12 protein-coding genes and 1 pseudogene are annotated in these 13,292 nt (G+C 69.8%); 4 read left to right on the top strand and 9 right to left on the bottom strand.

Annotated features, from left to right (window positions below; all coding sequences use genetic code 11):
• Window positions 1-846 (bottom strand): helix-turn-helix transcriptional regulator, encoded by an 846-nt coding sequence (locus PV419_RS24170; RefSeq protein WP_319692129.1) that lies wholly within the window; start codon window positions 844-846, stop codon window positions 1-3.
• Window positions 847-985: 139 nt separating this feature from the next.
• Between PV419_RS24170 and PV419_RS24165 the strand changes: the two genes are divergently transcribed.
• Both PV419_RS24165 and PV419_RS24160 read left to right on the top strand, forming a co-directional pair.
• Entirely contained in the window at window positions 986-1,849 is an 864-nt protein-coding gene (locus tag PV419_RS24165; RefSeq protein WP_319692128.1) for an NAD(P)-dependent oxidoreductase, read from the top strand.
• 88 nt (window positions 1,850-1,937) lie between these two features.
• Window positions 1,938-2,633 (top strand): DUF5995 family protein, encoded by a 696-nt coding sequence (locus tag PV419_RS24160; protein ID WP_319692126.1) that lies wholly within the window; start codon window positions 1,938-1,940, stop codon window positions 2,631-2,633.
• 39 nt (window positions 2,634-2,672) lie between these two features.
• Here PV419_RS24160 and PV419_RS24155 read toward each other — a convergent pair whose 3' ends face one another.
• From PV419_RS24155 to PV419_RS24140, 4 genes and pseudogenes are all read right to left on the bottom strand, one after another.
• The gene (locus tag PV419_RS24155) at window positions 2,673-4,388 is read right to left on the bottom strand and encodes an NAD(P)/FAD-dependent oxidoreductase (protein WP_319692125.1); all 1,716 of its coding nucleotides are present in this window, start codon (window positions 4,386-4,388) and stop codon (window positions 2,673-2,675) included.
• A 55-nt stretch (window positions 4,389-4,443) separates the two neighbouring features.
• Window positions 4,444-5,259, bottom strand: a complete 816-nt coding sequence (locus tag PV419_RS24150; RefSeq protein WP_319692123.1) for a carbon-nitrogen hydrolase family protein — start codon at window positions 5,257-5,259, stop codon at window positions 4,444-4,446.
• A 166-nt stretch (window positions 5,260-5,425) separates the two neighbouring features.
• Complete coding sequence (locus tag PV419_RS24145; RefSeq protein ID WP_319692121.1) at window positions 5,426-5,881, bottom strand: Lrp/AsnC family transcriptional regulator; 456 nt, start codon at window positions 5,879-5,881, stop codon at window positions 5,426-5,428.
• Between the two features lie 108 nt (window positions 5,882-5,989).
• Window positions 5,990-6,164, bottom strand: a pseudogene (locus PV419_RS24140) (amino acid permease); the annotation flags it as partial.
• A 213-nt stretch (window positions 6,165-6,377) separates the two neighbouring features.
• On the opposite strand from PV419_RS24140, the gene PV419_RS24135 reads away from it, so the two are divergent.
• Both PV419_RS24135 and PV419_RS24130 read left to right on the top strand, forming a co-directional pair.
• Entirely contained in the window at window positions 6,378-6,584 is a 207-nt protein-coding gene (locus tag PV419_RS24135) for a hypothetical protein (RefSeq protein WP_319692119.1), read from the top strand.
• Complete coding sequence (locus PV419_RS24130; protein ID WP_319692117.1) at window positions 6,581-7,381, top strand: DUF2637 domain-containing protein; 801 nt, start codon at window positions 6,581-6,583, stop codon at window positions 7,379-7,381. Before PV419_RS24135 ends, PV419_RS24130 begins: the two co-directional genes overlap by 4 nt.
• A 78-nt stretch (window positions 7,382-7,459) precedes the next feature.
• Here PV419_RS24130 and PV419_RS24125 read toward each other — a convergent pair whose 3' ends face one another.
• From PV419_RS24125 to PV419_RS24110, 4 genes are all read right to left on the bottom strand, one after another.
• Window positions 7,460-8,923, bottom strand: a complete 1,464-nt coding sequence (locus tag PV419_RS24125; protein ID WP_319692115.1) for a GuaB1 family IMP dehydrogenase-related protein — start codon at window positions 8,921-8,923, stop codon at window positions 7,460-7,462.
• Window positions 8,924-9,271: 348 nt separating this feature from the next.
• A complete protein-coding gene (gene ccrA, locus PV419_RS24120; RefSeq protein WP_319692113.1) occupies window positions 9,272-10,594 on the bottom strand; it encodes a crotonyl-CoA carboxylase/reductase in 1,323 nt (440 codons plus the stop codon).
• Window positions 10,595-10,616: 22 nt separating this feature from the next.
• Window positions 10,617-11,837, bottom strand: coding sequence for a cytochrome P450 (locus PV419_RS24115; RefSeq protein WP_319692111.1), 1,221 nt, complete (start codon window positions 11,835-11,837; stop codon window positions 10,617-10,619).
• Entirely contained in the window at window positions 11,827-13,269 is a 1,443-nt protein-coding gene (locus PV419_RS24110; RefSeq protein ID WP_319692109.1) for an MFS transporter, read from the bottom strand. Before PV419_RS24110 ends, PV419_RS24115 begins: the two co-directional genes overlap by 11 nt.
• Window positions 13,270-13,292 lie beyond the last annotated feature (23 nt).

Below are 13,292 nucleotides of genomic sequence, written 5' to 3'. Positions count from 1 at the left end.
CTACCTGGGCGCCGCGAGGTCCTGCAGCCCCACCACCCGCAGCAGCTCCAGCCGCTCGGCGGACTCGGTGCCCGGGCGGGCCGAGTAGACGATGAGCCGCTGGGCGTGCTCGGCGCTCAGCAGCACCTCGCACTCCAGCTCCAGCGTCCCCACCACCGGGTGCAGGAAGTGCTTGACCGCCGAGCGCCGCACGGCGACCTCATGCGCCTCCCACAGCGCGCCGAACTCCGCGCTCGCCGCCCGTAGCTCGGCGACGAGCGCCGCCGGGCCGGGGTCGTCGGGGCGGGCGGCGAGCACCGCCCGCAGGTTCGCGACATGGCGCCGGGCGTGCTCCTCCTGGTCCTCCGGCGGAAACAGCCGGCGCGCGTCCGGGTCGGTGAAGTACTTGCGCACGATGTTGCGCTGCCCAGGCGGCCGGGAGCTGACGTCGCCGGTCAGGGCGGCGGCCATCGCGTTCTGTGCCAGCACCTCGCCCCAGTCGTTGATCACCTGCGCCGGGGTGTCGTACAGCCGGTCCAGGACCCGCAGCAGGCCGGGCCGCACATGCCCGGAGGCGGACCGGTCGCGCGGCGGCTCCTCCCCCACCAGGTGGAAGAGGTGGTCGCGCTCGTCGTCGGTGAGCCGCAGCGCGCGGGCCAGCGCGGTCAGCATCTGCCGCGACGGGCGCGGGCCGCGGGCCTGTTCCAGGCGGGTGTAGTAGTCGGTGGACATGCCGGTCAGCTGGGCCACCTCCTCGCGGCGCAGCCCGGGGGTGCGGCGGCGCGCGCCCGGGCCGAGCCCGACGTCGGCGGGTGAGAGCCGGGTGCGGCAGCGGCGGAGGAAGTCGGCGAGCTGGGTGCGGTCCACGCCTCAAGGGTCGCCGGTCACCGGCTCCTCATCCAGGGTCTGCCAATCCCCGGATCGGCGGTGCTCTCCCGGTCGGCCACGTACTCCCGCAGGGTCATTGCCGACGGAACACGAGAGAACCGACGAAGGGAGTCGGCACATGCTGACGCTGGTGACCGGGGTGACCGGCAAGGTGGGAGAGCGGTTCGTGCCGCGGCTGCTGCGGTGGGGCGCGCCCGGGGACGAGGTGCGGGTCCTGGTGCGCGACGAGGCGAAAGGCGCGCGCTTCGCCGCGCTCGGCGCCCAGGTGGCAATCGGCGATCTGCGCGAGGAGCAGGACGTACGCAAGGCGCTGGCCGGGGCGGACGCGGTGGTCAACGTCGCGGCGGCGTTCCGGGGCGTGCCGGACGAGGAGGCGTGGGCGGTCAACCGCGACGCGGCCCTCGGTCTCGCCCGGGCCGCGCTGGAGGCGGGCGTCCCGCGCTTTGTCCAGGTCAGCACTAATCTGGCCTATGGTCTGGGGCGCGGCCGGCCGCTGGTGGAGGACGACGAGACGGTGCCGGGCGGGCCGATGTGGGGCGCGTACGCCGCGTCGAAGGCCGAGGCCGAGCAGGGCCTGTTGGCGCTGCACCGCGAGCGCGGTCTGGACGTCCGGATCGGCAGCCTGGCCTTCGTGTACGGGGAGGGCGACCCGCATCTGGCGGATGCGCTGAGGTGGGCCACGCACTGGGCGGGCCACCAGCGGCTGCAGATGGTGCATCACGCCGATGTGGCGCAGGGACTGCTGCGGCTGCTGACCGCGCCGGGGGTGGCCGGGCGGAGGTACAACATCGTCGACGACGCGCCCGTCACGGCGGTGGAGCTGCACCAGGTCAACGGCGTCCCGGTCCCGGAGGGCATGGCGGACCGCACGGACCCCGACCCCTGGTACGGGGTGTGCTCCAACGCCCGGCTCCGCGCCGAGTTGGGCTGGCGGCCGCTGTACCCGACGCTGTGGACGGCCCTCGGCGCCGGGTCCCTGTGATGAAGCTGACGGAGCCGGGTTAGCCCGTTTCGGGGAACCGGCGGCGTACGGCCGGTCCGGCCGCGGCCCTGCTGCGACGCTTGCGTCCATGACGACGTCGGCCGAGCGGCACGCGCCGCGGACCGTGGAGGGTGTCGTGGCGCGGATGCGCGCGTTCGGCGCCACGCTGCCGCCCCGGGACGGGGTGGCGGTCTTCAACCGGGTGTATCTGGCGGTCACCGAGGAGGTCGGCCACCGGCTCACGGCCGAGTACTTCCAGGACCCGGCCGCGACCGAGGACCTGGATGTGCGCTTCGCCGCCCGCTATCTGGCCGCCGTCGACGCGGTGGCGGCCGGGCGGCGGCCGCCCGCCTGCTGGCGCCCGCTGTTCCAGCTGCGGCGCCATCCCGCGGTCCGTCCGCTGCAGTTCGCGCTGGCCGGGATCAACGCGCACATCGGCCATGACCTGGCCCTCGCGCTTGTGGAGACCTGCCGGGCGCGGAAGGCCGAACCGGAGGACCTGGAGGGTGACTTCGACCGGGTGGGCACCCTGCTCGCCGGGCTGGAGGAGCGGATCCGTGAGGAGCTGATGCCCGGCCCCGATCTGCTGGACGTGGCCGATCCGCTGACCCATGTGGTGGGGGCGTGGAGCCTGGACAAGGCGCGGGGCGCCGCGTGGGCGGCGTTCCGCGCGCTGTGGGGGCTGCGCGGACTGCCGGACCTCACCGAGGAGTTCGTCGAGCGGGTCGACGAGAGCGTCGGGCTGGTGGGGCGCTTTCTGCTCACTCCGCTGCGCACCGGTTGACCACGCTGGGCGTCTCATACCCACCACAAACCCACCGGCTCAGTCCTCGGGGAGTTCGACGGGCGCGATCTCGTCGTAGACATCGCCCGGGCCCGGGTTCGTGGGGTCCGTCCGCCCGCCGAAGTGGGTCATCACGCCCCACACCGCGTTGAGCGCGGTCTGTACGGCGCCCTCGGCCCACCCCGCTGTCCAGGAGATGTCGTCGCCCGCGAGGAAGACCCCGCGCCGGTCGGCCGGGAGGCGGTCCTGCATGAAGTGGGTGAACAGGCGGCGCTGGTAGCGGTAGTGGCCGGGGAGGTTGGCCTTGAACGCGCCCATGAAGTAGGGCTCGTTCTCCCAGGAGACGGTGACCGGACTGCCGATGACGTGCTTGCGGATGTCGACCTTCGGATAGATCTCCGACAGTGACTTGAGCATGACCTCCATGCGCTCGTTCGCGGACAACGGCAGCCACTTGAGGCTGTCGTCGCACCAGGTGTACGAGAGGCAGATGACGGCGGGCCGGTCCGGCCCGTCGTCCAGCAGATAGGTGCCGCGGGTCATGCGGTCGGTGAGCGTCATGCTCATCACGTCCCGCCCGGTGACCTCGTCCTTGTCCAGCCAGAACGGGCGGTCCACCGGCACGAACAGCTTGCTGGACTCCATGTAGTGGGTGCGCTCCATCGCCGTCCAGTGGTCGATGGGGAAGAGCGAGTCAGCACACTCGATCTTCGAGAGCAGCATCCAGGACTGTGCGGTGAAGACCACCGCGCGGTACGAGCGGATGTCGCCCGCCGCGTCGGTGACGACGATGCGGTCGCCCGCCGCGCGGTGCAGCCGGGTGACGGCCGGGCGCGGCCGGCCGCCGTGCAGGGAGGCCAGCGAGGTGCCCGGCGCCCAGTGCACGGTCTTGCGCGGCTCGCGCTCCCACAGCCGCAGCGGCAGTTGCTGGCTGCCGCCCACGATGCCGCGGTGGTCGTCGTCCGCGCCGGTGTAGACGACGCGCAGGATCTCCAGGATGGAGTTGGGGAAGTCGGTGTCCCAGCCGCCGGTGCCGAAGCCGACCTGACCGAAGATCTCGCGGTGCCGGAAGGAGGCGAAGGCCGGGGAGTCGCAGAGGTAGCCGTAGAAGGTCTGGTCGTCGAGCCTGGCGACCAGGCGGGACCAGATCTCCCGGATCCGCGGGACGTCGCGCTCGCGGATGGCGCGCTGCATGGCGGAGAAGTCGGCGCCCTCCTCCAGGCAGGCGTTCCATGCCTCCATCACCTGGTGGTAGACCTCGGGCAGGTCGTCCAGCGTGCGCGCGTAGTGGGACTCGCCCTTCAGGTCGACGACGGTCGAGGGGGTGTCGGGCGCGAGGGGGTTGGGGAAGGGCCGGGTCGTCAGGCCCACCAGGTCGATGTAGTGCTGGAGGGCGGTGGAGCCGGGCGGGAAGCGCATCGCGCCCATCTCGGCGGTCAGCGACGGGTCGCAGCCCTCGAAGCCGACGGTGCGCAGCCGCCCGCCGATCCGGTCGGCCTCGTAGAGGACCGGCTTCAGGCCCATCTTCATCAGCTCGTACGCGGCGACGATGCCGGACAGCCCGCCGCCGATGACCGCGACCTCGGTGCCGTGCTCGGTCGCGGGGATCTGGCCGATCCCCGCGGGGTGGGCGAGGTAGTCGTCGTAGGCGTAGGGGAAGTCCGGGCCGAACATGGTCAGCGGCGGGTCGGGCCGCCGCCCGTCCTGCTGGTCGTCCTGCTGGTCGTGGACGGCGGTGGGCACCATGGACGTCATCGGGTACGGACTCCTTGCGGGGAGGGGTGAACGAGGGACGCGCGGGGCGGCGGGGTCAGGTCAGGGGCGTGTACAGCTCGGGCCTGCGGTCGCCCAGATACGGGTTCGCGGCGCGCGAGGCGGCGAGCAGCCCCGGGTCCACCTCGCCGAGGGCCAGCTCCTCGCCTCGCCCGGCGCGGGCCTTGACCGTGCCGTCGGGCCCGGCCAGGCAGCTCAGCCCGATGAAGTCGAAGTCGCCCTCGGGCCCGGTGCGGTTGACGTACGCGATGTACAGCTGGCTCTCGAAGGCGCGCACCGGGACGAGGGCCTCGGCCACGAACTGGAAGGGGTGCATCTGCGCGGTGGGCACCAGCAGCAGATCGGTTCCGGCCAGGGCGTGGGCCCGGACGTTCTCGGGGAACTCCACGTCGTAGCAGATCATGATGCCCAGGCGTACGCCGCCGAGTTCGGCCTGGACGACGGGGGTGTCGCCGGGGGTGAACCACGCGCGCTCGAAGTCGCCGAAGAGGTGGGTCTTGCGGTAGTTCGCGAGTTCGGCGCCGTCGGGGCCGACCAGCCGTGCGGAGTTGAAGATCGCGCCGTCGGCGTCCCCCGTGCCGCCCGCGCGCTCCGGGTAGCCGTAGAGGACGGCCAGCCCGTGGGTGGTGGCGATGCGGGCCACCGCCCGGCCGCCCGGACCGTCGGCCGGCTCGGCCAGCCGCCGCACGCCGTCGCCGATCGCGTATCCGGTGAGGAACAGCTCCGGGGCGATCAGCAGCCCGGCCCCGGCCGCCGCCGCGCGCCCGGCCGCCTCGTCGAGGACCTTGAGGTTATGGGCGGTCTCGCCGGGGTGGCCGGAGCTCTGGAGCAGGGCGGTGCGCAGCGTGGGCATGGGCGGACCTCGGGCGGAAGAGAGACAGGAAGAGACGGAGAGACGTAACGGCACAAAGACGGTACGTCGGCCCGAGATCGGCGGACAAGGCGCGACCGTTGCGCATCCGGCGTCGATTCATGACGTCTTCCGGGCCCGCCGCGACGATTCGTTGCGTCGAGCAGGGCTACGCGGGCGCTCCCGAGCCGAAGCGGCGCAGGAGGGGCGAGAGGACCAGGACGGACTTGGTGCGCTCCACGAAGGGCTCGCCCGCGATCCGCTCCAGGACGCGTTCGAAGTGCCGCATGTCGGACGCGAAGACCTGGACGATGGCGTCCGCGTCGCCGGTGACGGTCGACGCGGAGACCACTTCGGGGTAGCGGTTCAAACCACGATGTATGTCGTCGGGCGAGGTGTTGCGGCGGCAGTAGAGCTCGATGAAGCCCTCGGTCTCCCAGCCGAGGGCGGCGGGGTCGACCCGTACGGTGAAGCCGGTGATGGCCCCTTCGGCCCGCAGCCGGTCCACGCGTCGCTTGACGGCGGGGGCGGAGAGGCCGACCTCCTCCCCGATGTCGGCGTAGCTGCGGCGGGCGTCCTCGGCGAGGGCGTGGACGATGCGTTCGTCCAGATCGTTCAGTCGCACTGCGGGGATGTCACTTTTCTGCCGTGGCCAGTCGGGAGCGGCGCATGCCGTATGCGAAGTACAGCACAAGGCCGACGGCCATCCAGGTCACCTTGTCCAGGCTGCCATCATCCAGTGGCCCCAGCCGACCGCGACGGCGGCCACCGACACCCCGTACTCCAGGATCAGACACCAATCGCGGGCCCGGCGTCCGGCACCGCCTCGCCGAGTACGAGCGGCGCAGCTTCCCGCCCTCGCCCTGACCGCCCTCGGCGACCAGCAGTTCGACGGGCTTGCGCCGCATCAGCCGGGAGCCGAGCCCCCTGGAGCCGAGCCCCGGGGCATGGAGCCCCGACACACAGGCCCGTCCTTAATGCACCATTCTTGCGCATAGGTGTACGAACGTTGCGCACGGAGTGGCCGTGCGGTGAATCGTTGCGGGAGGCCGGGCCGTGCTGACGCGCGTTTCACCCGAATGCCACAATACGGCACCAATTTGGCCCTCGTTGGTGGGAGCGTGACCCCAGACAGCCTGCAGAGCACCGATCATGACCCCCACGGCCCGGACGGCGGATACCGTCCCGGAGGCCACGGGGGCGAGGATGAGCGGCTTCCGCTCGAGTACTGCGCCCGGGTGTGGGAGGACTTCCTGCGGACCCTGAACCGCATCGAGACCGACTTCGTCCACCGCTGCGGCACCACGGAACCGGGCGTACAGGCATGACGTACACCGAGCCGAGGCCGGGCGGCTACGGCCCCCCGCACCCCACCGGCCACCGGCCCGCCCCCGGCGAGCGGTTCGACATGGCCCCCGACGACTCGCTGGGCTTCCCGCTGCCGGACCCCGAGACGATCGAGAGCCGGTGGGACCTGGAGGGGGACCTGGCCCGGCTGCTCCAGACCTCCGCCCCCGGCGCCTCCCCCGCGTCCTCGCTCGACTCGCCCGTCGGCCCGCCCGGCGGCTCCCTGCTCGACGAGCCGGCCGAGCGGACCACCGGCAGCTTCCCCGCCGCCCGCTCCCCCGCGCATGTCCGCGGCCGCGGGCGGCGGCGGCGGGTCCGCTTCCGGCTGCCGACCATGCCGTGGCTGCAGCTGATCAGCCTGCTCTTCGCGGCGGTCACCACGGTCATCGTGGCCATGCTGAGCGTGCTCGGCGGGATGGTCTCCTACGGCCCGCTGCGCTATCTGGCCTCCCCCAGCACCTCGGAGTCCATGGCGGCGTGGTGGCCCCTGCTGGTCTACGGGCCCTGGCTGGTCGCCTCGCTGTCGGTGCTGCGCGCCGCCCTGCACCGCCGGGGCGCGGCGCACTCCTGGGCGGTGGTGGTGCTCTTCTCCACCATCGCGGTCTTCCTCTGCGTCGCGCACGCGCCCAAGGACCCGCCCAGCATGGCCGTCGCCGGGCTGCCGCCCGTCGCCGCACTGGTCTCGTTCCACCAACTGGTGCGCCAGATCACCCTGACCAGCCCGCCGCGCCACGCCCTGCCCCGCACCCGGGGTGCCGACCAGCGCGACAAGCCATGAGCGCGGTCGCGTGCCCGCCCCGGGTACGGCCGTGGCCCCCGCTCGACCGAGCGGGGGCCACACAGCATCGCTGATCCCTCAGTCCCAGCTGGCGTGGAGCGGCTTGCCCTCCGCGTAGCCGGCGGCGCTCTGCACCCCGACCACGGCCCGCTGGTGGAACTCCTCCACCGAGCCCGCGCCCGCGTAGGTGCAGGAGCTGCGCACGCCCGCGACGATCGAGTCGATCAGGTCCTCGACGCCCGGCCGGGCCGGGTCCAGGAACATCCGGGAGGTGGAGATGCCCTCCTCGAACAGCCCCTTGCGGGCCCGGTCGTACGCCGACTCCTCGCTGGTGCGGTTGCGCACGGCGCGGGCGGAGGCCATGCCGAAGCTCTCCTTGTACGGCCGCCCGTCGGCGGTGTGCTGCAGATCGCCCGGCGACTCGTACGTCCCGGCGAACCACGAGCCGATCATCACGTTGGACGCGCCCGCGGCCAGCGCCATCGCGACGTCCCGCGGATGCCGCACGCCGCCGTCCGCCCACACATGCTTGCCGAACTTCCGCGCCTCGGCGGCGCATTCGAGCACCGCGGAGAACTGCGGCCGCCCCACGCCCGTCATCATGCGGGTGGTGCACATCGCGCCGGGGCCGACGCCCACCTTCACGATGTCGGCGCCCGCCTCGATCAGGTCGCGCACGCCCTGGGCTGCGACGACGTTGCCCGCGACCACCGGCACCCCCGGGTCGAGCGCCCGGACCGCCTTCAGCGCGCTGATCATCGACTCCTGGTGACCGTGCGCGGTGTCCACCACCAGCGTGTCCACCCCCGCCGCGAGCAGCGCCTTGGCGCGCCCCGCCACATCGCCGTTGACCCCGACGGCCGCGGCGAGCCGCAGCCGTCCGTCCGCGTCCACCGCGGGCCGGTAGAGCGTCGCGCGCAGCGCGCCCTTGCGGGTCAGGATGCCGACCAGCTGCCCGTCCGCGTCCACCGCGGGGGCGAGCTTGCGGTGTGCGGCGTCGAGGCGGTTGAAGGCCTCGCGCGGGTCGATGTCCGCGTCGAGCAGCAGCAGCTCCCGGGACATCACCTCGCTCAGCTGGGTGAAGCGGTCCACGCCGGTCAGATCGGACTCGGTGACCACACCCACCGGGCGGCCGTCCTCCACGACCACGCCCGCGCCATGGGCCCGCTTGGGCAGCAGCGCGAGGGCGTCGGCGACCGTTCCGGTCGGGCCGAGCACGATCGGCGTGTCCAGGACGAGGTGGCGCCGCTTGACCCAGCCGACCACATCGGCGACCACGTCCAGCGGGATGTCCTGCGGGATGACGACCATCCCGCCGCGGCGGGCGACGGTCTCGGCCATGCGGCGCCCGGCGATCGCGGTCATGTTGGCCACCACGAGCGGGAGGGTGGTACCGGTGCCGTCGGGCGAGGACAGGTCCACGTCCTGGCGCGAACCGACCGCGGAGCGGCTGGGCACCATGAAGACGTCGTCATACGTCAGGTCGTAGGGAACCGGGGATGAAGCCACGTGGCGCCCCGTACCGGGCTCAAGAAAACGCATAAGTCCCACATTTTCACGCGAAACAGCGCAGGTCACTCGCACAGAGACACAGCAAAAGACCCCCGCGATCGTGTGGTCCTCCAAAGAGGAACTGCGGGGGCTCCGGTGCCGACGGGACTCCGATGCCGACAGGGAACCTGCCTTACGTCAAAACGTTACCCGAGCACCCGCCGGACCGCGAACAAGCCCCCGTGAACGGAGTCGGCCGGGCTCGGAAAGCGGGCGACCGGCAGCGTGCCGCGTCGGCGTGCGGATGACGGCGGGGTGCTGCCGGGTGTCGCCCACCGTTGCTCCGCACGCCGCCCCTCAGGACGCCGTCCTACCGGCGGTTGTGCGGCCGCCGTCGGGTCACGCCGGCATCAGCGGCGTCACCCGGCCTTCCCCGATGCGGCCCCGCAGGCTGACGTCCGTCACACCGAGACCCGCCGTGGGCGCCAGACAGAGCACTCCTACCTTGCCGATGTGCTCATTCTTCTGAATCGCACGTGCGGCCTGGCCGACCATCTCCAACGGATACACCTCGGAGAGCATCGGCACAATGCTTCCTCGCTGGATGAGACGGTTCACCTGCCACTGCTCGTACAGATTCGCACCGTGGCTGCCGATGATCTTTTTCAACCGCATCCACAGGTAGCGGTTGTCAAAGCTGTGCTGATACCCCGTGCTCGATCCACAGGTCACAATGGTGCCGCCGCGCGCGGCCGCGAATACCGATATACCAAAGGTATCCCGCCCGACGTGTTCGAACACGATATTGGGATCCTCTCCGACCTCCTTCCGGATGATCTGCCCCAATCGCTTGCCCGACCGGACGGTGGCATCCGGGTCCGCAGAGATCTCACCGATGTCATGCCTGTCGATCACCAGCTCGCAGCCGAGCCGACGCGCGATCTCGGCCTTCTCCGCCGAACCGACGATTCCGATGGGAATACCGCCGCCATTTCGCACGAATTGAACGGCGTAACCGCCCAGTCCACCGGCCGCACCCCATACGAGAACGACATCACCCTGTCGCATATTGGCACCGCGCTCGCTCACCAGCATCCGGTAGGCGGTCCCGGCACACAGCGGGTTGCACGCCGCTTCCTCCCAGCTCAGGTGAGCGGCCTTGGGCAGCACCTGGCTTGCCCGCACAATCGCATAGTGAGCAAGGCCGCCGAAGTTGGTCTCGAATCCCCAAGCCCGCTGCTCCGCACCCAGCATGCCGTCGTTGTGGGTGACCGGGTCCTGATCATCGACGTGCGCGGTCGCCACGACCACCTGGTCGCCGATCCGCACATTGCGCACACCGGCGCCGACCCGCACCACCACACCCGCGGCGTCGGAACCGAGCACGTGGTACGGCTGATCGTGCCGGGCCGCCCAACCGCCCTGCTTTCCGTAGTGGCTCAGGAACTTGAAGCTGGGCAGGGGCTCGAATGTCGCCGACCAAATCGTGTTGTAGTTCATGGCCGCAGCCATGACGGCGACGAGAACCTCGTCCGGAGCGAGTTCCGGCATGGGCACGGGCCCGACATGGAGCGACTTTCTGACATCCTTGTCCTCGACGGCGGAGAATATTCCGACATCCTCTATCCGTAGATGTGCGGCTATGTACTCGGCAGGAACCGGAATGCGCTCGAGCACATCGGGAGAGGCCCCGGACACCACGGCTTGAGAGAGTTCGTCCATGCTTATCCTTTCGACTGCGATATCACGATCGGAGTGAGAGTTCCCCTGGCCGGACCGGCAACGACACAAGACAGCGGGAAATAAGGCTCTGCTGCCACCGCAATTCCTCTGCGGGTACAGCAAGAGAGATGTCGGGGTAACGTTCCAGGAGCCTGGATATCGCTATGTGAGCCTCCGTTCTCCCCAAGGAGGCTCCGGGGCAGCGATGGACCCCGTATCCGAAAGCGATATGCCGGTTGTCCGATCGGTGCGGGTCCATCTCATCCGGTCTGTCGAATTGCTTGGGATCACGATTTGCGGCCGCCGGCACCACGAGCAGGATCTGCCCGCTGTCGATCACCTGGGTACCCAGCTGGATCGGCTCCGTAGTAAAACGGTACGTTCCGATGTTCCCCGAACTCTCGTACCTCAGCACCTCCTCGAGGAAGGCCGGGATCAGGTCTGGGTCTCGCTTCAGTTCATCAAGTAGCCGAGGTTGGGTCAGCATCGTCCGAACAGCATTGCTGATAAGGCCTGCAACTGTTTCCTGACTGCCCAGGAGAATCACGTTCACCATGGCCACGAGCTCTCGCTCGTCGAGCCGGTCCCCATCGCTCGACGGCGTCACCAACTCCGAAATGAGATCGTTTCCGACCACCTTCTCGCGTTCCTCGACAAGACGCCAGACATACGCCTCGAAGTTCGCGGCGGCGGCGTACTTCTCGCTGACGCCCGCGGTGGATACCTGGGTGGTCAACCAGCCCTGGAACTCAGTTCGATCGGAGGCGTCGATTCCGATGAGGTCACATATGTTCGTGACCGAAAACGGATATGCGTAGGCCTCCAGCAGATCGACCGACTCTTTTCCGGCCATAGCATCCAGCAAGGAGTCCGCGATCTGTGAAATCTTGGGGGTGAAATCGCGGATCGCCCGGCTGGAAAGCGCCTTCATGGCGATCTTCCGCAAGCGGGTGTGCCGCGGCGGATCGCTGTAGAGCATGTGGTCGTTCACCGGCGGGTCCAGTCGAAGTACGACGTTGCCGTTGGCCTGGGCGATCTCCCCCGCAGAACCATAGAGGTCCTTGCTCACGCTGGGGTCCGCCAACGCCTGCTTGGCGAGCTCGTATCCGGTGACCAGCCACGCATTCATGCCGTTCGGAAATTCCACCCGATGAACCGGGCCGTGCTCGTTCAGAAGTCGGTACGTGGCATGCGGATCCTGAAAAAAATCCTCGGTCAGCCGGTGAATGTGATCAGCAGTCATGGTGAACCCTCTCAGCGTCCTTACGGCGGAAGGCGAGTGTCCCCAGAAAAGTCAACACCGCCATGACAACAGCGGCGGCAAAGGCGGCGGTGATTCCGTTGACCATGGCACGCTGCGGCGCACCGGTCACATCCCGGGAGGCCGCGCCGAATACCGCGGTCAGAATCGCCAGGCCGAGCGAGGCACCAGCCTGCTGAATGGTCTGCAGCGCCCCGCCGGCCGCCCCGGCCGCACTCGACGGCACATTGGCCATGATGATCACGCTCAGTGGCATCAAACCCAGCCCCGTGCCGCATCCCATCAACACGGTCGCCACGAACAGCAGAGGGAAGTAGGCGGTGTGGGTGGTCAGCTGGGTCAACAGCACCAGTCCGGCGACCATCGACACCGTCCCGGTCATCGTCACCGGCTTCGGCCCGAAACGCCGCAGCAGCCGCGGGACCGACCGGATCATCGCAAACATCAGGACGGCCGTCGGGAGGAACGCGAAACCCGTTCGTAGTGGGCCCATACCGCGCACGTCCTGCATATACAGAGACAAGAAGAAGAACATCGACATGCTTGCCATGTATCCGAGGAACACATTGGTGTAGGCAGCCGCGCGATTGCGGTCGACGAACAGGACAAGTGGGAGCAACGGCTGTGCCGACCGTCTCTCGATCATGAGGAAGGCCACCAACATCACCCCGCCGGCGAGGAGCGAAAGGCCGGCCGTCGCGTCCACTCCGCCGTGCGAGGCGGTGCGGATAAAGCCATAGACCAGGGCGGCGACCCCGGTGGTCGCGGTCAACGCGCCCGGCAGATCCAGTCGGGCCTGCTGACGCGGCACCACGGGCACATACCGGAAGGCCAGCACAGCGGCCGGCCCGGCCAGCGGGACGTTGATGAACAACACGGCTCGCCAGCCGAGCCATTCGGTCAGCAGACCACCGACGATCAGGCCGATCGCGAATCCGGCACTGGCCATGCCCGAGTACAGCGCCAGCGCTCGCATCCGGGCTTTCGGCTCGGTGAAGATCGTGGTCAGCAGCGCAAGTGCGTTCGGGCCCGCCATGGCGGCGCCGATCCCTTGGGCAACGCGGGCGACGATCAGCCAGCCGGCTGAGGGTGCCAGGCCGCCGATCAGCGAAGCCACGGTGAACAGGGCGACGCCTGCCATGAACATCCGACGGCGGCCGAAGAGGTCACCGGCGCGCCCGCTCAGCAGCAGCAGCCCGCCGAACGCCAGGGTGTACGCATCGATGACCCAGGACAGGCCCGTGGCGCTGAAGTTCAGGTCGGACCGGATACGGGGCAGCGCCACATTCATCACGGTGACGTCGAGAATGATCACCAGCTGGCAGCTGAGCAGAACGCCCAGCACGATACCGGGGCGAAGTCGGCGGGAATCCGGGCCGACTCCGATATCCCGGGATGTGGTGGAATCAGACATAATCATTCCGAGCGAAGGGGCGG

Origin of the sequence: Streptomyces sp. ME19-01-6, assembly GCF_033793745.1 — a bacterium.
In the GTDB taxonomy this organism is placed as follows: domain Bacteria; phylum Actinomycetota; class Actinomycetes; order Streptomycetales; family Streptomycetaceae; genus Streptomyces.
Note: the sequence above shows the minus strand (reverse complement) of the source record. Positions and strands in the feature narration are given on the sequence as shown.